Origin of the sequence: Agrobacterium sp. NPDC090283, assembly GCF_044769685.1 — a bacterium.
In the GTDB taxonomy this organism is placed as follows: domain Bacteria; phylum Pseudomonadota; class Alphaproteobacteria; order Rhizobiales; family Rhizobiaceae; genus Agrobacterium.
The window spans coordinates 158,058-180,818 of record NZ_JBIVYG010000006.1; the positions used below are offsets into that span (position 1 = coordinate 158,058).

Consider the following 22,761-nt stretch of genomic DNA (forward strand, 5'->3'; position numbering starts at 1 on the left):
CGAAAGGTTGAGTTGATCTGTCGCAAGGATGTCACGCGGCAAGCCGTCCAAAATCGATCCGGCTATTCAGGTCGAGGTCGAAACGGCCATAAGGATTGACGTGACGGTAGATCAGCGGTGTGAGGCCGCGATAGTCCTCCTGCGTCATCCGGCCCGCCCATTTCGGCTCCACGAGCACGGTCTGAAGCATGCGGTTATTCACATAGACAAGCGACGCCTGCAGCAAATGCAGCGCGAAGGCGGAGACTTCCTGTTCGTCAATCCGGTTCGTGGCAATCTCGCCACCCTTGCCGAAGAAAACGAAGCCGTTGGCACTGTTCCAGTTCTCGACGACATTCAGGCCCTCGTGGATTTCCCGGCGAAACGCTTCCTGACGAAGATATCGGCATAGGAATATGGTCTTGACCGCACGGCCTAGCTCACTCAGCGCCTTGTAGGTCGGGTGCATCACTTCGGCACGGGCGAACCGGCGCAGGATTGCTTCCGGGTCGGCCGTTCTCGTCTGCATGGCAGCGGCATATTTTACCATCTCGTCATATTGCTGCTCGATCTCCTCCCAATTGATCGCACCGGAGAGGATCGGCAGGAGATTCGGCAGCCGCGTACGCATTGACGCTTCCGGGAGTGCTAGCTTCTGGCGAGCAGTTGCTTTCAGGCGCGGAGCGAGCTCGAATCCCAGAAGGCGGCAAAACGCGAAGCCGACCGCGCTCTGACCATGGCTGTCGACATACTTGCGCTGGATTTCCATGTCGGTGCAGTGACGAAGCACTCCTTCGATCATGGAGGCGACCTCCGAAGACGAGCACCGCTTGAGCTGGGAATAAACGCAAGTCGCGCGTTTCTCGACATGCCAGTAGATCATGACGCCTCGGCCGCCATAGCGAGCATGCCATTCTGTCATGAGATTGCGATCCCAAGCGCCGAACTTCGTGGAATCGGACGCGCATGCCGTACCGGCGTCACCCCAGACGGCAGCATTGCGGATCGCCAGGATCGCGTTTGCAACCCGTGCGCACGCCTCCCTCAGCGCCGGCGCGTGGATAAAGCGGCGGTGAACATGCAGCAACTCGTCGTAGCTGACATCATTTGTCGCGCCGGCGATCCGCTTGAGCCCGGCATTCGTGCCAAGACCATAAAGGCACAACAGAAGCCGCCGATCCAGCGCCTCGCGCGACAGGGCAACTCTCGACGCCGACGTTTCGAAGGCCTCCAGCAGACCGGTATCGAGTGCGGCCTCCTTCAGAACGTCGAACAGTCCCGTCATCGGCCAGCGCTGACCGATCTCGCCCTTGATCGCTTCAAGCCCCTTTGGCTCCGGCAGAGGCTTGAACGGTGTGATCGATATGCGATTTTCGCCGCGACACAGAATCCGGACCTTATCGTTTCGAGGGATCGTTGCGTTCAGAAGCAGCAACTCATGCTCAAGCTTCTGGCGGATGCCGGTCGTGAACGCTCGCGCATCCGGGGTCAGGTTCAGGCCTGTGGAGTAGGCGTCACGGCGGATTTCGAAGTCCTTGGGAAGATCGTCGTCAGGGTTGCGATAACGGTCCGCGCCGACAATCCAGATCTCCTTGGAACGGATGCGGTCACGCAATTGGGTGAGTACGCAAAGCTCGTAGCTGATCCGGTTAACACGACCATCGTCATCGATGACCGAACTGCGCCATCTGGCCGGAATAACCTCGTCGATCGGCACATCCTCCATCGGCACAAACCGGCAGCCATCATCCACTTTGCTCCTGATCCAATCCAGCGCCGCCAGAACAGGGCGCCACACGGTGTTGTTCGACCGGAATTCCAGAACGGAAAGCAGGCTTGGCAGCATGCGCCGGTAGTGATTGGCCCAGGACGAGCGCATTACCTGATATATACGCCGGTCGAGAGCCCCTTTTGCCTGGCTCTCCTTGACGATCGCCGCCAGCTTGTCCCTACCGACGATCGGGAAGATGACATCGCAGACGCGCCCCGCGGGCTCGTCGATCGAAGCGCTGGCGATCTCGACCAGCAGCCGTTCCTTGCCGTAGACCCGTTCGATGTCCTTCGCGATATCGCCTACAACCTTGCGTTTCGAGCGCGTCCCGATCTTGTGGACCGTCTCGATCAGGAGATCGATCATCGCGTCCGTCAACTGTGTCTCGCGGGACAGAAGATAAATCGCATACAGCCCGATCTGTCGCGCAGGTGCATGTCGGCGCATCTCCGAGGCCTTTTCTCCTCCGACACGACGAACGACTTGCTCTACCCAGGACTTTCCGACGATCGAGAGAAGGTCCCGCGGCAGATCGAGTTCCTTGCGCGAAGGTCCGTAAATATGCCGGTCCCGGCACCACAGGAAAACATGCTCAAGAATGGCGCCAATCGACTGCCCGGTCGGGCACAGTTCATCAGCTATCCACGATGTCAGTTGCTCTCGATCTTCCCGCTTCAGACGCCGAAAGCCGAGGTGCTGCAAAATCTGCCCGCAATGTCGGCGGGCGGTCCGACCAGAGAAATCGTAGTGGTTCACCGCTTCAGCTGTGAGGCCGAGTTGCTCAGCCAGATACAAAACGCCATCAGGGGGGATCGCCGCATGATCCGGCACAAAGAAGCCGTGCGCGACGAAGAACTTAAGCTGGACCGCAAACCCCAGCTGCGCCAATTCCGGTATGCCATTCACTAAAGCAATGTCGGAAAAGTTCAGGCTCCAGCGATTAGCCAGATCCTCACTCGAAAGACCAAAACTCATAGTTCCACTCCGGTTACCGGAGCGGACCGTCATTCCTCCTCAGGCAAGCCGTCAACTACGTCCGCGATGTTCCCACAACGTTCTTCACTTGGCCAAAATCGCAGCTTCGGACCGACTGGGCCTACATGCGCGATATGAAGCTGAGATGCCACGCGGAGCAAGCTTCCAGCCGCGAGGATTTTGATAGGGCATTTAAATTGGCGAAGGTTCATCACTTGTCCATGCGTCACGATCCGCCCCACATACTTCAGCTACAATTTCATGCTCGCTTTCACCAGACGAATCCAAAGGCATTTGTGTCCAAATGAACTTTCCCTACCCCTACATTTCGAAACAGCTGCATAAATTAGGCTCTGCGAAATGCTATAACGTGACAAAATATGGGGATGCGGCGAGATATGAGATTGTCTGTTGGTTTCCACGCGGAACTGAGCCGTTTTGGAGTGAACCCTTCGGGCTGGACCACGGGACACGGAAAAACTGATACGCCCATTCCACGAAGCTCCTGGCCGCGAAGTTTTCCCGACCAGATCCGCGCGCCCACCCGAAGGGCCCGTGTCGCCCCGCGCAAGTTCTTGAAGCCGCGCGCCAGATCAGCAAAATCGTCCAGATTGAGAGGAAGAGGCATTGTCTCTTCAGCACGGGTCTCCGCGTACCAGTCCCCCAGCTTCTTAATGTCGAATGCCTTGACTTCAAGGCACACCCGCCGACGCTGCCTCCTGGCAAGTGCGAAACGTAGTCAGGGTAGACCTTGCTGCGAATCCATTTCAAACCATACTTTCGAGCGTCAGGACCGGATCATCGACACCGTTCACAAACGCCTCTTTACGTGCCCGCGATGATGCCGGGTCAACGTCTTCGACGATAGCTTCTATGTATTTCAAGGCAGCCTCGGCGGTGTCCGTGGCTCCTTGCCGACGCATTACCGGATTGTTGGGAAACCACACCCCTCCGCCGGAAAGGAATGTCGTGCCGCCCCATTTGTCGGTGCTTTCGACGACAAGCACCTTTGCACCATCGTCAGCAGCGGCAATTGCGGCAGCCAATGCAGCCGCACCGGTGCCAGCGACCAACAGATCTACGGTGGTGTCCCATTCTTGCGGCATCACGAAGGTTCCTTATTCTAGGCACGAAGCAAGATTCGCGTGACGTCTTTCAATCTGCTCGACATCGCGGACTAGAACGCCTCGAAGCACATGGTTGAGGCTTCCAGAAGCGTCTCGGAGATGATCATCTCGGGCGTACCCGCCCTTGTTCTCACCTCGTTCAGGACGCGAGGCAGATCGTCGGTCTCTATGTGATAGAGCGCCAGGTAGCGATGCGAGATAGGGGCGTTTCCGGCGTCGACGATCTCGATACCCTGGTCCGTCATCACCGATTGATAAGGCGCCAGCTTGGACCGCTCAGCGCCGACCACGCCCGGAATCTTCAACAGGTCCGGAACGTGTACGGTATCATACCAACGGTTGAACTCTTCATCCGTGCGCTCGACCGCATTGGTCAGCACGATCCATGTATATCGCTTCACCATAGCCTACTCTCCCGATCTGATGTTGATGTTTGTCTCAACCGCGGCCACAAGCGCGAAAGCTCTATCTTCTCCCGCGTGAACCGACGGCATCTGTTGGCCTGTTCTTTTCTGTGCAATCAGACCAGGGAGTCTGGATATTTGACAAGGAAGCCTCCATCGACGGCCAGTCCATGCCCCGTCGTAAATCCCGAATTGGGGCCAACGAGATAGAGGGCGGCTTGGGCGATCTCATCCACCGTTCCCAGGCGATTCATCAGGCCCTGGCCCTCCATGTCTTTTCGGCGACCGGCCTCGGTCATCAGCTCGCGAGTGATGCCCGTCAGGATCGTGCCGGGATTGATCGAGTTGGCGGTTATCCCGTATTTGGCGAGCTCAACGGCGAGGCTGATCGTCAGGCCGGCGATGCCATGTTTGCTGATGGTATAGGCACCCATTCCCGCACGGGCACGCAGTGCGTTGGTGCTCGCAATGTTGACAATCCGGCCGGCGCCCGACTTCTTGAGTTCGGGGATAGCACGCAGGCATAAGCGAAATGGTGCGTTCAGATTGACATCCATCATCCTGTCGTACTGCTCTAGTGTCAGTTCCTCGAGCCCGACGAACTGGAAGATGCCGGCGGCATTGACGAGAATGTCGAGACCACCCTTAGCGACAGCCGCCGAGACCAATTGTTCCGGGGCACCAGCCGCGGTGATGTCAGTGGCGACGGTGGTTATGTTGCTGTTCTGGCCATGCGCGAGTGAGAGCTTGTCGCCATGGATATCCGTGGCGACGACATGAGCGCCTTCGCGCGCGAACAATTCGGCTATCGCCCGTCCCATACCGTCCGCCGCTCCGGTGATGACTGCGACCTTGCCCTTGAGAATATCGGTCATGGTGGCCTCCTTTATCCGTGGGCGGCCCAGGAGTAGCCCTGGACGGTGCCGCTCTGCTTCGCGTCGTCATATGCCTTCTTGTAGGATCCTTGGCGGATGTCGGCGACGAGATCGACATGGGCCGGCGTCCAGCCGAGCTCGGATCTTGTTTTGGGGGATCTGATTCGGCTGTTGACGGCGAGGCCGAGATCCACCCAGGGCGCACCCCAAAGCTCGACGGCTTCGTCGTAGGTGAGACTGCGGGTAGGGCAACCGGTGACCTCACCGACGGCCTCAGCGATCGTGCGGAAGTTCACTTCGCCGGCTACGACGTGGTAGACGCTGCCGGGAGTGCCCTTCTCGAAGGCAAGGCGTGACACCGTCGCCACGTCGTCGACGTGAACATGCGAGTAGAGATTGAGCCCTTGGCCTAGATAGCAGACGGTCCCGGTCTTGCGTGCTGACTCGAACAACTGCGGGACCTGGATGCTGCCTGCGTGACCCCAGATCAGCGGAGGCCGGATGATGAACGTGCGCAGGCCTTCCGCTGCCGCGTCGCTGAGGAGCTTTTCTGTGGTCAGTCTGATGGCTCGATTGCGAAGCGGCTCGAAAGGGTAGGGGTCGTCTTCGGCCGCCGTATAGTCGTTCCAGCCGCCGTCACGAGCAGGCGTGGAGACAACGCCGGATCCGGAAATGAAAACGAACGATCGGCCCGGCCTGCCGAAGCTGCCGATCAACTCGCCGATGACCTGCCGTTCGTCCTCGAACGGGATGGTTGCGGCGAAGGCGATTGTATCGAAGTCTTCAAGCTGACCTTTGAGGCGGTCAATCGCAGTCAGATCACCTTCAATCGGCGTGATCCCTGCAGACGAAAGAGCGTTTGTGCTCTTCTCGCTACGCGCCAGCCCATAGACATCGCTGCCCGCTGATTTGAACGCATGCGCTAGACGTCCTCCGACATATCCGGTTGCGCCAATAACGAGTGTCTTCATTGCTTTTCCTCCCATTTAGAAAAGGTAGACGCGCAGTCGGTAATATGCAGCCGATGGGCGCTTCTGATTGTGTTGTCGATGTCATGCTCGCCTGCTGGCCAAGTTCCTCCGACCAGGCCTGCAAGGATCGTCTATTCTTCAGCGGGCCGTGAGCCCTCCGTCCACGACGACAGCCTGTCCCGTTATGAAGGAGGCGTCGTCGGAGGCCAGGAAGGCGACGACCTTCGCGATTTCCTCGGGCTTTCCCCAGCGCCCCATGGGCACACGCAGCGTTTGGGTGATAAGGACCCGGCTCTCCGCCTGGGTGGGACTCATCCGGGCGGTCATCGGTGTTTCGATGTAGCCGGGGCAGACCACGTTCGCGCGGATTCCGTCCTTAGCATATTTGAGAGCTGTGTCCTTCGTCATGCCAACGACGCCATGTTTCGCGGGGCCGTAGCCGACGGGACCGATCGAACCTGTGATCCCCGCTATCGAGGCGATGTTGATGATCGACCCGCCACCGGCTTGCTGCAAATGAGGGATACATGCGCGTACGGCGCGCCAGGTCCCGAGGAGGAACATGTCGACGTTGCGTTCGAAATCCTCGTATTGGTCCGTGCTGGTCTTGCCGGCAGAGTTGACGACGATGTCGAGCCGTCCGAACCGGGAAACCGCGTTCTCGATGCTGGCGCGAACGGAGCCATCATCGAGAACATCTGTCTGGCTGAAGATCGCCGCTCCGCCGTCGCCGACAATCTTATCCACGATCACTTGTCCCGCCGTCTCGTCCACGTCGGAGACGACGATCTTTGCACCGCTAGCAGCAAGGGCCAGTGCGGTGGCTCGCCCAATCCCGCTGGCTCCGCCAGACACCCAACACACCTTGCTTGCCAGGCTGGCGTAGATCGTGTGCTCCATATATTCAGCCTTCCGTAGATTTCATAAGTTCATGCGGTCACGACGATTAAGTTCGGGAGATCGCTCTGTAGCTGCGCGTTCGGCGGTCTGTGGAACTGCCAGACGCAGATGCTATCTATCGTTCCCTTCGGTGGAGAGCGATAGCTACGGGCATTGGTCAGACGATCAGGCGGCTGGCTCGTAGACAGCGCTCGTGACCGAGTTTTTGGGTGAACGGCGGAACCGCTCGGTTATCAGGCCATCGAGATCGGCTTTGACGAGGAGTGCGAGGCGTTTCGATCCCGGACGGATCTGGTTGATGCCGCCGCCGTTCAGCCACAGGCCGCGCTGACCGGTCTGCCCCCAGATGTTTGCCCATTCGCCTTCGGCATCGAGCGTAGCGATATCGCCGACACGTTCCGCGACGTCTTCGCCGAACCATTCGGCAACCTCGACCTTGCGGTTCTGGTAGCCGGTCGCAAGAACGACAAGATCGGCCTCGATGATCGTGCCGTCGTCGAGTTTCACACCGTTGGAAACGAATTCCACGACACGGCTGAACTGTTCGATCTTGATGCCGCCATCGACAATGATCTCGGACGTACCCTTGTTCAGATAGTAGCCGCCACCGGTTCGCAGGAACAGGTCGAGCCATCCCATGCCATTGACGCCGTCGCCGAGGCGCAAGCCGGCCGCAGTCAGCCCCTCCAGCAATTCGGCATCGAGCCCGGTCGCCATCTTGTGATAGCTCTGGCTGAGATATTCGCGAATGGGATTGATCAGACCGATACCGTAGCGGATGTCGACCAGTTCCGTCGGAATGTTCGGATCAATATAACCGGCATAGGCCAGATTGGCGGTGTCGATGTTGCAGACGATAACAGGGCTACGCTGCAGCATCGTAACTTCGACGCCATTCTTGTACAGATCGCCGGCAATATCGTGCGCGCTGGTCGCCACGCCGACGATGATCGCCTTTTTGCCTCCGAGTTCGGACGCCTGTGTGTAGTTGGCCGAGTGGAAAACCTTCCCCTTGAACGTTGAAAGACCGGGAAACTCCGGAACGGACGGCTTTCCACCGATGCCGCCGGTCGCAAGAATGATATGGCGCGGATGAAGGATGCGCGTGCTGCCGTCCGCCAGCTTGATGGTTGCCGTCCACTGGTTGGCCTTGTCGTCGTACTTGGCATCGAGAAACTCGGTTGACGTCCACACGTTGAGATCCAGATATTGTGCGTAGATCTCGAGCCAATTCCCCACGACATCCTTCGGCAGATACTCCGGATAATGTCTGGGAAACGGCAGGAAGGGGAACCCGTTCATTTCCACGGGGTTGTGAAGGACAAGCGAACCGTAGCGCTTGTACCAGTTGTCGCCAACCCGCTCGTTCCTGTCGATGATGAGCGGGCTGACGCCCAGTTGTTCGAGATGGGCGGCCGCGACGAGACCTGCTTGGCCCGCGCCGACGATCAGAACTTCGGGATCGCGATCGATGAACTGCCGCTTCAGGGCGTGGTGTTCTTTCCATGTTTGCCCGGGAACATCCGGCGTGAAGCCGCTTCCACGGGGATGGAGTTCCGGCTGTTGTGCTCCGTTCAGGCCTTCCAGTCGCGTGTATAGCGCGCGCACCTTAAACCCGAACGGGGATTGGTCGTCCGGGATGCCATTGAAAAGCGCTACGCCGGAGCCATTCGCAGTGTCGAACTCGAGGAAGGCCTCGACTACGGTCGAACCGCCGACATCGAGGAAATGCGGAGCCGGCCAGCTTTCCGAGGTCCTGAAGTTATGCGGACGGATCTCGTCCGCGACGGATACCAGGGCTTCGAGCACGGCATCTCTGCCATGGAACTGACGGAAGTCCCATGTGAGAGCACCGTTGTCCCGAAAGTACGATACCTCGGTGAACAATTCTTTCAGAGCTTGCGTGCTCTTTGCTGAAATCGCTTTGTCGAAAGCCGTCATCCATTTTTCGACCTGGCCACGAACTTGTATATCGTTCAACGTTATTCTCCTTCTTACTAACTTTTATTGGCTGAACCAGCCTGTCTTGAGCGCAGTAAGTTGCCATGCCCATGCAGTCTCAGCCGAAATCAGGCGTGTTCAGAAGCCCTGAACGCGCTGGCAGGTTTCTTGTCAGTGGGGCTGATTGAAAATGCTGGTCGGTCTCGCCGCGTGTTGCCCGGCCGTACCATCGCGTCGATACGCGGGGGCACGGACCGCTCGTGGCAGGACACGGCAAGGCAGCCTTGATGCGATTGCAGAAACTCGGGGGAAATAGTCAATGCAGGACGAAACATCGGCTTGCAGAGCCGGTCCACATCGCCTTTGTCGTTCATAGAAATTGGCGTCGCTGCGCCGCCAGCAAGATGAAGCGCAAAATAGCGCGCCCCGCTGAAATCATGCATGGACAATCCTCCCTGACGTCCATACCGGCAGCGGCACCAAACGTACCAATCTGCCGGTTTCTCCCATGTTTGGAGAGTCCGACAGAATGATGACAGCGGCAACGTCATTCCAGGATTTGTTCGCAGAGAGAACAGCGGGTTAGACTAAGCCGACAGATTTGCGATCGCCGACTCCACGTCACGGATGCAGCTTCTGAGCCGGTCAAGATGCCGCTCCGCGGCTTTCGTGGTGGTCATGGCGGATCGAAAGAAGACGATGTTGATCGCACCAACGACCCCCGAAGGGCCGTGCACCGGTAGCGCGATAGCACTGATATTGGCCTCCATTTGACCGGAAGAGGAGGCATACCCGGTATCGCGTGTGGCATTGAGTGTCTGGGCCAGTATTGCCCTGTTGATGATATCCTTGGCGTCCGGGCCTCCCTGGCTTTCTACGATCGCCAGTGACGCCTCCAGTTCCTGGGGTGTCATGGCCGACAGGATTGCCTGTCCAAGCGCAGACCGCACAAGGAGGCGTTTCTTGCCGACCACACGTCGATGTATCGACATCGGGCTCATCTTGTGCGTTGAACAGCGGATGGTAACTGCACCTCCCATGAAGCTGGCAAAGTCCGATGGCCACAGGATATCATGGGTTAGCTCGCGCAGGTGAGGTGCGACTGCCTGGGCTATAACGTCGTCATCTTTCACCCCTTCAGCTATATGAGCCATTCTGGCGGTGAGGGCGATCGCACCGTCCTCCTGACGGCGCACCACATAACCGAGCCCTACCAGAGTACTGACAATCCTGTAGAGCGAGGAGCGGTCGATATCGACATGGCTCGCAAGGGTCCCGATCCTTGTCCAGCCCAACTCACTGAGTGTTTCCAGCACATTAAGTCCACGGGCGAGTGATCGTACGTCCTTATATGGACCTTCGCTGATAGCATCCACGTTCAATATCTCCTCATGTTCTCCCTGAGAACATTTTCACAATGCCGATTGTTGTTGGTCAATCGTTTTTTCATCTTCGCGCATATGCCGACATTCAGGTGTATTCGCTTGCGGAGGCGGAGGCTGCGCAAAGGACTGGGCTGGAAGTGCGGCCCAGATGATCTGGTTCATGCCTCGAAAGGAGGTTCGAGGAAGCGGCGAGGCGCGTTTGGGAGCGCGCCAGCAAAAGTGCCGAGAGGCCCAACCTCTTGTGTTGAGCGACGAGATTGAGGTCGCTCCCATCAGGGCAACTTGTGAAATTATGGGGAGGACTAGATGAGAAAACTGAAACTCGCGCTGTCGGGAAAGTTCATTCTGTTTTGCGGTCTGGCTGGCACAGCAAATGCCCTGGACATCCAGCCTTACGACGTTTTGCCCGCACCACCGGGGACGGCTGCCTGGACGACCTATATTTTTTACGGCAAATCGAATACCGCGTATCTCAACGGCGATGAAGTCGGCGGCGATCTCAAGACGCTTTCCGTTTCACAGCGTCTGACCTACTATTTCGATATTCTGGGTCATCCTGCCCTGATTACAGGCATCGTTCCCTATGTCGATCTGAGGGATGCCAATCTTGCCGGAGTTCCGCTCAACGATACGAACGGGATCGGCGATACCACGCTCGCTTTCACCTACTGGCTCTACAGCGACACCAACACCAATCGTCATCTCGATATAACCGCGTATCTTGGTATTCCGACCGGCAAATACGAGCCTGTTGACGCATTGAACGCCGGCAGCAACCGCACCTCCTACGCATTGCAGCTCAATGGTGCGTATGGTTTGGGGTCTGACTGGCTACTGGAAGGTTCCATGGACGTTTCGTTCTACCGAGACAATACGAATTCCGGCGGGGCAGGCGATGTTCTGGAACAGGATCCGACTTACTCCGCCCAACTCTGGCTCAGCTATGCAGCAACACCCCAACTATCGTTCTCGGCCGGTTGGGGTGGGTTCTGGGGCGGTGAGCAGAAGTTGAATGGAATTGCCAACGGTTTCGATTCTGACCGTCAGCAGTTGCGTGCTGCGGTCTCTTGGTGGATCAACCCCACGCTGCAGGTTCTGGGCCAAGTCAACAGGGATTTCGAAGTCAAAGGCGGCTTCGAGGCCGATACCTCTTTTCTATTAAGGATCAGCAAGCTGTTTTGATGGCTCGGAGCAGACCAGCTTTCCACTGAATTTATCTGGAGCTGAACGGGCCTAGATAGAGATGAGGAGTAGAGAAGTCTATGGATAACGCTGAGATCGTGGTGTAGCTGGATAAAGGCTGTCACCAATGGTTTTCGGTATCGTCGGGTATCAATGGCTCAGAAACTCCCTACATCATGGGCGGAAACCACAGGAGGCCTGAGTTTCGTAAACACCCTCGTGTTAGATTTTCTGCTGCATCTCGAACTCAACGAACGACAACATCCCGTTCCGCTGAGACGCTTTATCGGATTGAACGTATCAGAAAAATCTCGGTCTGCATTGCAGACGACGTGAGGCGATCATTTGATCTCAACGACGCCGGGAGGATGCTGGAGTTCTGATGATGACGCGGGCTAGAATTCGAGTTCAAGCGGGATCGCCAACGGTGCTCACATCGACGACAATGAAATGCGGGTTCTGGTCTCTGACGTACGACCATAGGTTAATGGGAACTTTTACGTGTTTGTTTTCATGTCACTCCCAGCGGTCAACAGCAATGGCACCAGAATCAAGGCAATGACAGGAAAAGCAAGGCTGTTGAGGCCACTCCATCCCGATGTGCTGAGAATTGGCCCCGATGAAAGTGAAGCAAGTGCGACAGAGCCAAAGACCAGAAAGTCGTTAAGCCCCTGCGCACGGCTACGCTCACCGGGTTGATGTGTCCCGGCAAGCATACTAGTCGCACCGATGAAGCCAAAATTCCACCCGATGCCAAGTAGAATCAGCGAACCCCAGAAATGCGCTACTTGCAGTCCAAGCAGACCAACTATAGCAGCCGCCGCGATTAGGAGCAAACCAAACGCGGCGACTCGCTCCGCCTTAAACCGTTGAATGAGGTGCCCGGTGGCAAAACTCGGCGCAAACATGGAAAGCGCATGCCACTGAATACCTAATGTTGCATCATCGATCGAGATACCACAACCGACCATCGCCATGGGTGCAGCGGTCATCATCAGGTTCATCAGCGCGTAGGATACCACGCCTGTTGCGACGGCCAGAAGGTAGCGTGGGCTTCGAAGGAACGCGCCGACGGTTCGCCCTCTATCGCGGGCTTGAACCGGTGTGACATCGTGATCGACCGCCCTGAGTTGAGAAAGCACCAAAATCGCAAGAACCGCGAGACCGGTCTGGCTGACAAACGCGCCCGCGAATGGAACTTCAGGTGCCAAGTTTCGAGTCAGGATCACAAGCTGTGGACCAATGACCGCAGCGAATAAACCACCGATCATGATCCATGAAATTGCCCGAGGTTGGCGCTCTTTGGGCACTCCATCGGTCCCGGCAAAGCGATAGCTTTGGACATAGGAGGCATAGAGGCCTGCCCCGAAACAACCGAAACAAAAAAGCCAGAAATCCGCTCTGTACAGTGCAATACTTGCGATCCCTCCGCCTAAGACGCCGATGGATGCACCAATGAGATAGGCCCGAGGACGTCCCAAACGTCGCATGAGGAAAGCGGCAGGAAGTGTGCCGAGCGCCATCGCGAATGTATAGGCAAAGACCGGTAGCGTGAAAAGCACTGGCGAGGGTGCGAGACGCTGCCCGATCATTCCCCCCAATGCGATAATGATGGGACCTCCCGAGGCACCTAACATCTGTGCCAGGGTCAGGACAGCAACGTTGCGTCTAGCAGCGCGACCTGTGGTTTCATGAGTGGCTTGCATTGGTAACCTGTTTGCGCCGCAATGGCGTTACTAGTAGCGTGCGTCTTCAAGGCCGCAAAATGGATCGACGGGACTGTTGCCGCTAAAGGGAGCGTCGCCAGTGATACAGGCTAGAACAGCGCGCTGCATCTCTTCGGTCGAATTGTATGCGTTGACGTAGGTCGGCATCCGTGGTGCGTCGTAAAGGTAGTAAGGAAACCCGAAACTGAGCATGGCTGTGGGAAGATCGAACCAAGGTCGTTTCATGCTGTGGCTGAAATGGCCGGTTAGGGCGGTCCAGTCGAGCCAGATCCTGTTGCGGCAAAGAAGTGTTTCGTCGGCAAAGGCGAATAGGACTAGATCGTGTCCCTCACACGCAATTGGTTCTCCCGCGATATGTTCGGTCACCTCAAATCCCCTGTCTCGGAGCAGGTGCGGTAGGACAAGTGGAAATTTCCCGTCGATGGGATGAAGTACGTCGAGACTTGCGAAGTAGATGCGCCGATATTTTTCGGGCGTAATTGGCAGTAGGTTCTGGACATCCTTGACTAAAGTAGGCGCAAGCGTTGTTGCTCTGTCTGCGACAGTTTCAATTTCTGAAGAGCCGATCTTTTCAAGTCTGGCAGGCCTTGATTCAATTTCACGCTGATCCAGCCGAAGCGCCGCTTTCATCCCAAGTACCCTTAAAAGCGCCATGTCGATGCGTTCACGAGATAGATAACCGCTCTCAATTGCAGCGCGGACATTGGCAATATCGCGGGGGAGGTCTCTGGTGAATAGTACCATGTCACACCCGTTTCGAAGCAATTCCACCTTCGCGTCGACGAGGCCAATGAACGAAGTCAGCCCCGCCATTTCGGATGCGTCCGAAACAATAACACCATTGAATCCAAGTTTGTTTCGCAAAAGGGTTTCGTTCAGGAGAAGCGAAGCTGATGCCGGACGAAACGCGTCGATGCCGGCTTCGGGATCGATCGAACGAACAAAAGACGGCAAAGCGATATGGGCTGACATAATGCTCAGCGCTCCCGCCGAGATGCCGGCGCGGTACATTCGTCCGAATTCTCTTTCCCACTCGTCCATCGTCAGGGGATTAATGGTTGTGACAGTGTGTTGGTCCCGATCATCATATCCTTCGCCTGGCCAATGCTTAAGGCAGGCGGCGATCCCGGCTTTCTGTAGTTCGTCCAATTGAACAAGGGCGTTGCCGAGTACCCGGTCTGGATCGCTACCGTATGAACGCGTGGCAACGATCGCCGAGCGCCAGGACGCATTGATGTCTAGAGCAGGCGTAAAGCTCCAGTTAATTCCAACCAACGCCGCTTCAACCGCCATCGCCCGCGCAACGTCACGACTTACTGTGAGATCATCGGCGGCGGCCACTGCCAAGGGGCTGGGGAACGTCGCTCCGAATTTAAAACTCATTCGCGACCCTTCGAGATCGGCAGAAATCAGTAGAGGAACTGTCGCATCGGTACGCATTTGGTCGAGCATTGCCAGTTCTTCGAGCGGGCCCTCTTGGAACACCCGTGTTATTCCCCCAGGCTTAAGTCGCCTAATTTCATCCACCCAGCCTGCAGTCGGTCCGCGAACACCAATATTGAACAATTGGGCGATCTGTTCGTCAGCAGACAAACTGGCCGCGGTCTTTCGCACCCAGTCGACTGCCTTCGCATCGAGATGGAAAGGCGATTTTCTCAAAAAGCTAAGGTCTGCAATCATGTTAAGTCCTTTTGAAACGACTTCGGCGTTTCGATCATGGCATTTTTGCTGCGGGGTCTATGAATGGATGGACGCAGCAGCGTCAGGTGCTCTGCTTGAGCTGAGAAAGGAGATTGCGTCGCTCTGTTTGTCGGATGGGATCTGCAATGGGGGCAGATAGCAGAAGGCGCTTGGTGTAGTCGTGCGCGGGTCTGGCGGTCACCTGATCACAGTCGCCGAACTCGACGACTTCACCATTCCGCATGACTGCCACTCGGTGAGAAACGTAACGGACCACCGCAAGATCGTGCGTAATAAACAGATATGAGACGCCGGTTCGTTCCTGGATATCTATAAAAAGTTCTAGAACTCGCGCTTGGGTTGATAGGTCTAAGGCCGAGACCGGTTCATCGCAAATTATCAGTCGCGGCGACAATGCCAATGCCCGGGCTATCGCCACGCGTTGACGCTGTCCGCCGGAAAACTCGCGCGGGAAGCGCGATGCCGAGTCCGAGGGTAGAGCGACCTGATCGAGAAGACCACGAACACGCTTTCTTGCATCCTGTTCAGAAGAAATCCTTCTGGCAATTATAGGCTCGATCAAGATTTCTTCGATTGTCATCGCCGGGTTTAGCGACGTGAACGGATCCTGGAAAACGGCTTGGATCTCGGCGGACTGTTTACCCCGCTTGCGGGGTGGCAAGCCACCAATATCCTGGCCGTGGAATACAATGCGTCCAGCAGTTACAGGACCGATGCCTAGAATGGAACGACCAAGAGTTGATTTGCCCGAACCGCTTTCGCCGACGAGGCCAACGGTCTCCCCGGGACGGATGTCGATGCAGACCTTCTTGAGAACGTGATGGGCGGCAAATCGGACATCAAGGTCGATAACGTTGACCAAGGCTTCAATGGTCTTCATGACAGAGCCTCCGATGTTTGCGGCATCGTGTAATTGCGTGTTGATTTGTCATTGAGGATCGCGGCGAGAAGGCTGCGCGTGTAGTTATGTTTCGGCGACGAAAAAAGCGTGTTGACATCATTCACTTCGACGATTTGTCCGTTCTGCATGACAGCCACGTGGTCGCAAAGGTCCGCAACGACACCGAAATTGTGTGTGACAATTAGGATGGCCATGCCAGTGTCGCGTTGAATTTCACGCAAGAGCTCGAGTATCTCGGCCTGCACAGTGACGTCGAGCGCGGTCGTGGGCTCATCGGCAATCAAAAGGTCGGGATTACATGAAATCGCACCAGCGATAAGTACGCGTTGCGCCATGCCGCCAGAAACCTGATGCGGGTAGGAATCAAAGACCCTTTTCGGATCGGGCAGGCCCACACGCCTGAGCAAATCCAACGCGCGCGCGCGCGCCTCAGTGCGATTCAGCCCCAAGACAGTTTGCAACGGTTCCATGAGTTGAAATCCAATCCTAAAACACGGATCGAGGTTCGACATGGGTTCTTGAGGGACGTAGGAAATGCGTTTGCCGCGAAAGGCCACAATTTCTCGATCAGAAAGGGACGAAAGCTCTGTTCCATCGAAGGTAATCGTACCATCCAGAATTCGGCCTCCCTTGGATAAGAGCCGCAGAACCGAGAAAGCGGTCTGTGTCTTGCCCGAACCACTTTCTCCCACAAGGCCGAGAATCTCACCGCGATTAAGCGAAAGATTCACACCCTTGGCGACATGCCGCCAACCCTCATCTCCCGGATAGCCCACCACCAAATTACTGACGCTTAGAAGCACATCGCTTTGCGCCGCGCCTTCGGGTGCGATGATTGTACGTGTTTGAGGTGGAACATCACGATGGCGCCGGACACCGCCGTGCTGCATGCGGTCGCGCAGGGCGTTGGCGAGTAAAACCAGAGATGCGACTGTCAACGCAATCGATAGACCTGGCCAATAGACCGACGTGGGTGCCACGTAGAGATTTGCAAATGCATCCTGAAGCATGCCACCCCAGGTCGGCATGGTAGGATCGCCAAGCCCGAGAAATTCCAAGCCTGCCTGCATAACGATGCTGATACCAGCGACGATTGAAACTTGGATGATGATCGGCGCACGTACGGCGAGCAGGATATGGCAGCGTATTATGCGGAGATCACTTAGGCCGGATACTCTCGCAGCATCGATATAGAGCTCATTCTTGACTGCGTTAACGAGATTGCGCGTCAGGCGATAGAAGCCGGGAGACAGCAAAACCCCAAAAATAGCCATCGAATAGTGGATGGACGACCCGAGTGTCTTGTAGAGCGCAAGCAGAACAATCAGTGCAGGAAGCGACATTAGAGCGTCGGAAATCCACGTCGCTATGTGTTCCATTGGGCCGCCGAAATATCCAGCTGTCACTCCCATTGTCACACCAACCAGCATCGCAACTGATGTTGCGATAGTTACGCCCATAAGGGTATTGCGCGCTCCGTAGATTAATCGGCTGAGAATATCTCGGCCTGAACCGTCGCCGCCGAGAAGATAACCGTCTCCGGGAACACCATTGACCTTAAAAATGGTCACGTACGTTGGGTCATTCGGTGCAAGCAGCGGGGCGAAAATCGCCACTATGACGACCAGACACAAGACGATGGTTGCAGCCATTCCTAAGGGATTGGCCAGTGTTGAACGCAGATAGCTGTCGCGCCGTACCGCGTCACTGACTGCAGGTGGTTTGTGTTGAGTTTGGGTCATGGCATGCGTACCTTCGGGTTGGCCAATGCATTGAGAAGGTCGATTACGAAATTAACGGCGATAACAAGAATAATGAGCGTTACAACGACACCCATAAGGACAGGCACATCGCCGTTCAATGAGGCCGTCACGGTTAGGGAGCCGAGCCCCGGGATAGCAAAGACCTGTTCAATGATGGCAGCGCCTCCAACCAAGGCGATAAACTGGAGTGACAAGACGGTAAGCGCTGGGGGGACAGCGTTACGCAGCGCATGCCGGAACAAGATCGAGCGTTGCGTAACTCCGCGGGCCTTGAGGGTTCGGATATAGTCTTGATCGAGTGCATCTATTACCGCACCGCGGACTTGCTGTGACGCTGAAGCGATGCCAGCCAAGACCAGCGCGGTCACCGGAAGCACCAGTGATGTCGCCCAGTCCAGCGGTGAGCGGGTGAACGAAACATATCCGGTCGCTGGGAGCCAATTCAGCCGAACTGCAAAGAAGATGACAAGTAAAAGACCTAACCAGAAGCTTGGTACAGAAAATCCGACAACACTCAATATCTGAATGGCGCGATCGACCCAGCCCCCCCGGACAGCCGCAATAACACCAAGGAGAGCCGCCGCAAGACCCATGACTACCACCGCAACACCCACCATCGATAGTGAAACAGGCAGATGGCGATTGATCAGTGTCGAAACGGGTTCGGCCTTGAACCAGGATACCCCGAAATCTCCTTGAACTGCCCGACTAAGCCAATCAAGGTACTGGATCAACACCGGCCTATCGAGCCCAAGTTCAGTGATCTTGCGTGTTATTTGATCAGCAGTCGCGGTGCTGCCTATGATGTTAAATGCGATGGCCTCTGGTGAACGAAAAACCATCATAAATGTGACCAGGGAAACCAGCCCAAGAAGGACTAATCCGGCGCCAATCCGCTTGCACAAATAGCTGAGCATCGTCACCTCTTAGTGCTTCGCTTTGAAATATTGAACGGAGGGCGCAACGGACCATGGGCGTGGATTCAAAATCACCTCTTTATTCGTCAGAACGACGGTGTCCACGCGATACCACGGGGCGAACCATGCTTGATCCACCAGCCATTTGTTGATGTCCTTGTAGGTTTTCGCCCGTTCTTCTTCATGCAGGGTGTGCTGCGCTTTATCGATCAGCTTATTGAGTTCATCATCTTGAGAACGGCTTGTGTTCCAGCTCGCATCGGAGGCGACAACGCGGCGTATATCACTCCAACTTGTCTGCGCCGCTAGGCGTGTTACAAACATTGGATATTTTCCAGATTGTAGCTCGGCGATAGCCTCGGTTGGTGCAATGGAGACCCAGTTGACTCTAATTCCGATGTCGGCGAGCATTTGAGTGATGACGGGCGTGAATGCTGCGAATAGTCTTAGTTCCGGCATGGTCAAGGTGAAGCCATCGCCATATCCTGCCTCAGCCATCAACGTGCGGGCTCGCTTCACGTCGAAACCGTAAGCACTGTCCAGTCCAGACACATAGGCGGTAGCATCGGCCGAAAAAATTTGACTTGTCTCCTTACCGAGTCCGGAGCGCATGTATTTCAGGATTGATCCCTTGTCGAAGGCAAGGTTGATTGCCTGTCTCACACGTCTGTCGGCCAGGGCTGGCAACATTTTGCCGTTTCTATCGGCTATGAGGATTCCCTCCCAATCCACAGGAAAGGTCGTCACGGTGAGATCGCTGCGCTTTGCTTCAGCAACGACGGTGGCATCAGCAAGTGCCGTGTCAATCTGCCCCGAACGCAAGGCATTAAGTCTTGCGCTCAGATCGCTGATCGGGGTGATCGTAAGGGTATTGAAATCGATAGATGCGACGTCCCAATAGTCAGAATTGCGACGATAGACATATTGCCGGCCGGGAACACTTTCTTCTGTATCCAGAATATAGGCACCGGACCCTACTGGTCGAGAAGCGGCGTTCGCTGAACCGATGCTCGCCGGGCTCGCCATTGCGCCGGCAACGGATGCAAGGCTCTCGAGGAGGGCTGGATCAGGTGCCGACAGGCGTAGCACTACTTCTGTAGGGCTTTTGATCTCTACGTCAGTAAGATTTGCCAACATGAAGGCGTTCTCACCGCCGCCATCCCGAAGCGCCAGTAGATTGGCTCGAACAGCTTCAGAGTTAAAAGGGGCGCCATCCGTAAACTTGATGGCCTCGCGCAAAGTCAGGGTCAGCGCAGTGTTGGCGTTATTCCAAACCCACTTTGTTGCTAGCCCAGGGTTGAGAGTTGTGTCGGGTGCGAGGTGGATGAGAGTGTCAAAGACCGCCATCCAGTATGGTTCACGGGTACCCAGACGGAGTGACGCCCGTGAAAAAGTATCATTGTCGATATTCGCAGACATTGCGATTACGTCTGGGCCATTCGAGACCTCGGCCACGACCATCTGTGCAGAAATTGACAACGTTGCGCATGCAATACTGCCTGTCAGTAACCATTTTCGGTGTGCAGTTATCATTATGTGCCTCCCTCACCCATTGTCCGAAGCTACGATTGGGCATGAGAAAAGATATCAGTTCTCAAGCATGCAAAAAAATGCATTTTTATATCTCAAATATCAGCTATGCTGATATCTATGCTCGATCACGTTACACACCTTTTTCGATTTCAGACCATCCTTGAGGAAGGAAGTGTCAGTCGCGCTGCCGAGCGATTGCATGTGTCGCAACCTGCGCTTTCGCGATCCCTGGCAGTCCTAGAAAAACATTATGGGCAATTATTACTGGACAGGCACGCCCGGGGTGTGAGGCCAACCTCTTTTGGGCAGCGCGTTTTGGCCATAGCGAAGCGGGTGGAAAGACTTTGGGAACTCGCAGAAGAAGAGCTTCATCCGGATGGCAGTGTCGAACGCCTCACGCTCCGTGTAGGCGCCGGTTTTGCTTGGAGAAAACGTCTTCTTCCGGAGATTGTTCTGGAAATGCAAAATCGTTTCCCTGCCCTGGTGTTCGATATACTCTCGCTTGACTACAGCACAGCGCCCACAGATTTGCGGGAGGGTCGTTTCGATATTTTGTTCATGGGAGCAATGGACAGACTAGAACTCAGCGATCTTGCCGTTCACCCAATGATCACAGTTACTGATCGTCTTGTGGCGCGCGAGGGGCATCCGATCTTTGAAGAGATCGCCGCTAATGGTAAAGTCCCGGCCATTTCGGTAACTCGATATCCTTGGTTGGAGGTATCCGCTGCGCCAATTTTCGGCACCCAAGTTCAGGATGCGCTATTCGGCGCGTTGGGCTTTCGCCCGCGGCCGATGATGACATGCGAAAACCTCGATACTTCTTTGGCTATCCTTCAGCGTAGCGAATATATCGCAATACTTCCTGATGCTATGACAAGCGATGCTGGTGCTCCGCGCATCCTTCCCGTGCCCCTGGATATTCATACTAACTTCGGCCTTGCCGGAATGATTTACCGTCCAGAAATGGCTGATTGGCCGCAGATAAAAGAGTTACTAAAGGTCAGTGAACTCGTGTTAACGCAATCGCGCGCCGCAACTAGCCTCTTCGGGAAAGTTACAGAAAATGTCAACACAGACACAAGCCACCATAGTAGCATAAATCGTAATCCGCCTGTTGGATCTTCTCGTTTATCACGAGGAAACACATGCCAAGGTTTCCGACCCAAAGGCATCTGAAGAACGCCGAAATTGTACGCTTAGCTATCGGAATTGCGTCCGGTTTTTGATTGTATCAACAGGTAATCGGGCAACATCGCCAATGATGCAAGTGCCACCCTAGAGCTTATGGGTGATTAGCATTGGCGACATGTAGGACTGGATAGCCTCTGTGCCGCCCTCAGATCCAAAGCCGCTGTCCAGCACGCCGCCAAAAGGCGTTTCCGGCAGGCCCAGGGCAAAATGATTGATCCCCAGCATACCGGCCTTGATCGTTGAAGCGATCCGGTCTGCGGTCTCGCTAGAACGGGTGAAGGCATAGGAGCCAAGCCCGACGGGCAAACGGTTGGCTTCGTGAAGAGCTGCGTCCAGCGAATTCATCCGTGCGATCATCGCTAGCGGGCCAAAGGGCTCGTCGTTCATCGCCAACATCGCGGTCGTTGCGCCTGAGATAATGGTTGGCTTGTAGAAATTGCCGATATTGCCGATCCGCGCGCCGCCGGTTTCGACAGTTGCCCCCTTGGACACCGCGTCCTGAACCATTCGATCGACGGTGTGCAACTGTCCAAGAGTGGTCATCGGACCCATGTGCGTCGCTGGATCGCTGCCGGAGCCGACGACGAGTTTTTCGGTTTCGCTGACGAAACGTTCGACGAATTCGTCATGGACCCTGTCTGCTACGAGGAAACGGGTCGGGGAAACGCAAACCTGACCGGCATTGCGGAATTTCCACGTGGTGGCGAGCGGCACGAGAGCGTCCAGATCAGCATCTTCTGCAACGATTACCGGGGCGTGGCCGCCGAGTTCCATCGTGACCTTCTTAAGCTGTTCGCCGGCTGCTGCTGCAACTATGCGTCCAACGCGGATCGAACCTGTCAGAGAAATCTTCCGTATCTCGGGTGCCTTTATAAGAGTATCCGAAATCTGTGGCGCCATGCCCCAGATGACGCTGATAGCCTTGGCGGGAACGCCGGCCTCCAGCAGGCACTTGCCGATCAGCCACGCCGTCACCGGCGTTTCTTCAGACGGTTTGATCACGATTGAGCAACCCGCAGACAGGGCCGGAGCGATCTTCTGCATCAGTCCCCATGCCGGAAAATTCCACGGCGCCATGATCGCGACAGGCCCGACCGGGCGCTGCACCACCGAAAGAGAAATGTTGGCGAAGCGCGAAGGGACGAGGCGACCATATGTCCGGCGTCCTTCCTCGGCCGACCAGTCGAGCAGATCAGCGCTAGACATCCATTCAAGAGTGGCCTGCGCCACTGGCTTGCCCTGTTCCAGCATCATGATCCGGCCAGCTTCCGTGGCCTTGCTCCGCATCAGCTCGGCGCCGCGGCGCAAGGTTTTGTAACGCTCGAAGGCTGAAAGCGTCGACCATTCCTGGAAACCTTCCAGCGCAAGGCTTGCGGCCTCAGCCGCCTCGACGCCTGCGGCGGACGGTAGCGAAATCAATGTTTCACCCGTCGACGGATCGAAGACGTCGAGTGTTCCTGCACTGCCTGTGACGCGCTCTACGCCACCGATAATGAGGGATACGTTTTCCAGCAT

General features: G+C 56.1%; 18 protein-coding genes and 1 pseudogene. 3 read left to right on the forward strand and 16 right to left on the reverse strand.

Going from position 1 to position 22,761, the window contains the following annotated elements:
• Window positions 1-31: 31 nt before the first annotated feature.
• The 9 genes from ACIQUH_RS11555 to ACIQUH_RS11595 all read right to left on the reverse strand — a co-directional run bounded on the left by ACIQUH_RS11555 (window position 32) and on the right by ACIQUH_RS11595 (window position 10,319).
• Window positions 32-2,725, reverse strand: a complete 2,694-nt coding sequence (locus ACIQUH_RS11555) for a Tn3 family transposase (protein WP_400814982.1) — start codon at window positions 2,723-2,725, stop codon at window positions 32-34.
• Between the two features lie 767 nt (window positions 2,726-3,492).
• A complete protein-coding gene (locus ACIQUH_RS11560) occupies window positions 3,493-3,831 on the reverse strand; it encodes an FAD-binding protein (RefSeq protein WP_400814985.1) in 339 nt (112 codons plus the stop codon).
• 71 nt (window positions 3,832-3,902) lie between these two features.
• Window positions 3,903-4,256: a hypothetical protein gene (locus tag ACIQUH_RS11565; protein ID WP_400814987.1), complete on the reverse strand. Its 354-nt coding sequence runs from the start codon at window positions 4,254-4,256 to the stop codon at window positions 3,903-3,905.
• A 116-nt stretch (window positions 4,257-4,372) separates the two neighbouring features.
• Window positions 4,373-5,131: an SDR family NAD(P)-dependent oxidoreductase gene (locus tag ACIQUH_RS11570; protein WP_400814990.1), complete on the reverse strand. Its 759-nt coding sequence runs from the start codon at window positions 5,129-5,131 to the stop codon at window positions 4,373-4,375.
• Between the two features lie 11 nt (window positions 5,132-5,142).
• Window positions 5,143-6,102 carry an NAD-dependent epimerase/dehydratase family protein gene (locus ACIQUH_RS11575; RefSeq protein ID WP_400814992.1) on the reverse strand — a complete coding sequence of 320 codons (960 nt, stop codon included), beginning with the start codon at window positions 6,100-6,102 and terminating at the stop codon, window positions 5,143-5,145.
• A gap of 138 nt (window positions 6,103-6,240) precedes the next feature.
• Window positions 6,241-7,002, reverse strand: coding sequence for an SDR family NAD(P)-dependent oxidoreductase (locus ACIQUH_RS11580; protein WP_400814994.1), 762 nt, complete (start codon window positions 7,000-7,002; stop codon window positions 6,241-6,243).
• Between the two features lie 165 nt (window positions 7,003-7,167).
• Window positions 7,168-8,982, reverse strand: a complete 1,815-nt coding sequence (locus ACIQUH_RS11585) for an NAD(P)-binding domain-containing protein (protein ID WP_400814996.1) — start codon at window positions 8,980-8,982, stop codon at window positions 7,168-7,170.
• Window positions 8,983-9,071: 89 nt separating this feature from the next.
• Entirely contained in the window at window positions 9,072-9,386 is a 315-nt protein-coding gene (locus tag ACIQUH_RS11590; protein WP_400814999.1) for a hypothetical protein, read from the reverse strand.
• Between the two features lie 144 nt (window positions 9,387-9,530).
• Window positions 9,531-10,319 carry an IclR family transcriptional regulator C-terminal domain-containing protein gene (locus ACIQUH_RS11595; RefSeq protein WP_400815001.1) on the reverse strand — a complete coding sequence of 263 codons (789 nt, stop codon included), beginning with the start codon at window positions 10,317-10,319 and terminating at the stop codon, window positions 9,531-9,533.
• A gap of 315 nt (window positions 10,320-10,634) precedes the next feature.
• Between ACIQUH_RS11595 and ACIQUH_RS11600 the strand changes: the two genes are divergently transcribed.
• Window positions 10,635-11,510: a transporter gene (locus tag ACIQUH_RS11600; RefSeq protein WP_400815003.1), complete on the forward strand. Its 876-nt coding sequence runs from the start codon at window positions 10,635-10,637 to the stop codon at window positions 11,508-11,510.
• A 497-nt stretch (window positions 11,511-12,007) separates the two neighbouring features.
• Here the strand turns inward: ACIQUH_RS11600 and ACIQUH_RS11605 are convergent, their stop codons facing one another.
• The 6 genes from ACIQUH_RS11605 to ACIQUH_RS11630 all read right to left on the reverse strand — a co-directional run bounded on the left by ACIQUH_RS11605 (window position 12,008) and on the right by ACIQUH_RS11630 (window position 20,052).
• A complete protein-coding gene (locus ACIQUH_RS11605) occupies window positions 12,008-13,216 on the reverse strand; it encodes an MFS transporter (RefSeq protein ID WP_400815005.1) in 1,209 nt (402 codons plus the stop codon).
• Window positions 13,217-13,246: 30 nt separating this feature from the next.
• Window positions 13,247-14,917: a glycoside hydrolase family 3 protein gene (locus ACIQUH_RS11610; protein WP_400815007.1), complete on the reverse strand. Its 1,671-nt coding sequence runs from the start codon at window positions 14,915-14,917 to the stop codon at window positions 13,247-13,249.
• Window positions 14,918-14,999: 82 nt separating this feature from the next.
• Window positions 15,000-15,818, reverse strand: a complete 819-nt coding sequence (locus ACIQUH_RS11615) for an ABC transporter ATP-binding protein (protein ID WP_400815009.1) — start codon at window positions 15,816-15,818, stop codon at window positions 15,000-15,002.
• Entirely contained in the window at window positions 15,815-17,581 is a 1,767-nt protein-coding gene (locus ACIQUH_RS11620; RefSeq protein ID WP_400815011.1) for a dipeptide/oligopeptide/nickel ABC transporter permease/ATP-binding protein, read from the reverse strand. Before ACIQUH_RS11620 ends, ACIQUH_RS11615 begins: the two co-directional genes overlap by 4 nt.
• A complete protein-coding gene (locus tag ACIQUH_RS11625) occupies window positions 17,578-18,519 on the reverse strand; it encodes an ABC transporter permease (protein ID WP_400815013.1) in 942 nt (313 codons plus the stop codon). The genes ACIQUH_RS11620 and ACIQUH_RS11625 overlap by 4 nt, the downstream gene beginning before the upstream one ends.
• A 9-nt stretch (window positions 18,520-18,528) precedes the next feature.
• Window positions 18,529-20,052 carry an ABC transporter substrate-binding protein gene (locus ACIQUH_RS11630; RefSeq protein ID WP_400815016.1) on the reverse strand — a complete coding sequence of 508 codons (1,524 nt, stop codon included), beginning with the start codon at window positions 20,050-20,052 and terminating at the stop codon, window positions 18,529-18,531.
• A gap of 117 nt (window positions 20,053-20,169) precedes the next feature.
• On the opposite strand from ACIQUH_RS11630, the pseudogene ACIQUH_RS11635 reads away from it, so the two are divergent.
• Window positions 20,170-20,349, forward strand: a pseudogene (locus ACIQUH_RS11635) (LysR family transcriptional regulator); the annotation flags it as partial.
• Window positions 20,350-20,367: 18 nt separating this feature from the next.
• On the forward strand, window positions 20,368-21,231 hold the full coding sequence (locus ACIQUH_RS11640) for a substrate-binding domain-containing protein (protein WP_400815203.1): 864 nt from the start codon (window positions 20,368-20,370) through the stop codon (window positions 21,229-21,231).
• A gap of 99 nt (window positions 21,232-21,330) precedes the next feature.
• Here the strand turns inward: ACIQUH_RS11640 and ACIQUH_RS11645 are convergent, their stop codons facing one another.
• Entirely contained in the window at window positions 21,331-22,761 is a 1,431-nt protein-coding gene (locus ACIQUH_RS11645) for an NAD-dependent succinate-semialdehyde dehydrogenase (RefSeq protein ID WP_400815019.1), read from the reverse strand.

Bases quoted from the DNA above. Each gene is read 5' to 3' on its own strand.
- ACIQUH_RS11555 (WP_400814982.1), bottom strand. From the start codon at position 2,725: ATGAGTTTTGGTCTTTCGAGTGAGGATCTGGCTAATCGCTGGAGCCTG.
- ACIQUH_RS11560 (WP_400814985.1), bottom strand. From the start codon at position 3,831: ATGCCGCAAGAATGGGACACCACCGTAGATCTGTTGGTCGCTGGCACC.
- ACIQUH_RS11565 (WP_400814987.1), bottom strand. From the start codon at position 4,256: ATGGTGAAGCGATATACATGGATCGTGCTGACCAATGCGGTCGAGCGC.
- ACIQUH_RS11570 (WP_400814990.1), bottom strand. From the start codon at position 5,131: ATGACCGATATTCTCAAGGGCAAGGTCGCAGTCATCACCGGAGCGGCG.
- ACIQUH_RS11575 (WP_400814992.1), bottom strand. From the start codon at position 6,102: ATGAAGACACTCGTTATTGGCGCAACCGGATATGTCGGAGGACGTCTA.
- ACIQUH_RS11580 (WP_400814994.1), bottom strand. From the start codon at position 7,002: ATGGAGCACACGATCTACGCCAGCCTGGCAAGCAAGGTGTGTTGGGTG.
- ACIQUH_RS11590 (WP_400814999.1), bottom strand. From the start codon at position 9,386: ATGCATGATTTCAGCGGGGCGCGCTATTTTGCGCTTCATCTTGCTGGC.
- ACIQUH_RS11600 (WP_400815003.1), top strand. From the start codon at position 10,635: ATGAGAAAACTGAAACTCGCGCTGTCGGGAAAGTTCATTCTGTTTTGC.
- ACIQUH_RS11605 (WP_400815005.1), bottom strand. From the start codon at position 13,216: ATGCAAGCCACTCATGAAACCACAGGTCGCGCTGCTAGACGCAACGTT.
- ACIQUH_RS11610 (WP_400815007.1), bottom strand. From the start codon at position 14,917: ATGATTGCAGACCTTAGCTTTTTGAGAAAATCGCCTTTCCATCTCGAT.
- ACIQUH_RS11615 (WP_400815009.1), bottom strand. From the start codon at position 15,818: ATGAAGACCATTGAAGCCTTGGTCAACGTTATCGACCTTGATGTCCGA.
- ACIQUH_RS11620 (WP_400815011.1), bottom strand. From the start codon at position 17,581: ATGACCCAAACTCAACACAAACCACCTGCAGTCAGTGACGCGGTACGG.
- ACIQUH_RS11625 (WP_400815013.1), bottom strand. From the start codon at position 18,519: ATGCTCAGCTATTTGTGCAAGCGGATTGGCGCCGGATTAGTCCTTCTT.
- ACIQUH_RS11630 (WP_400815016.1), bottom strand. From the start codon at position 20,052: ATGATAACTGCACACCGAAAATGGTTACTGACAGGCAGTATTGCATGC.
- ACIQUH_RS11645 (WP_400815019.1), bottom strand. From the start codon at position 22,761: ATGCTGGAAAACGTATCCCTCATTATCGGTGGCGTAGAGCGCGTCACA.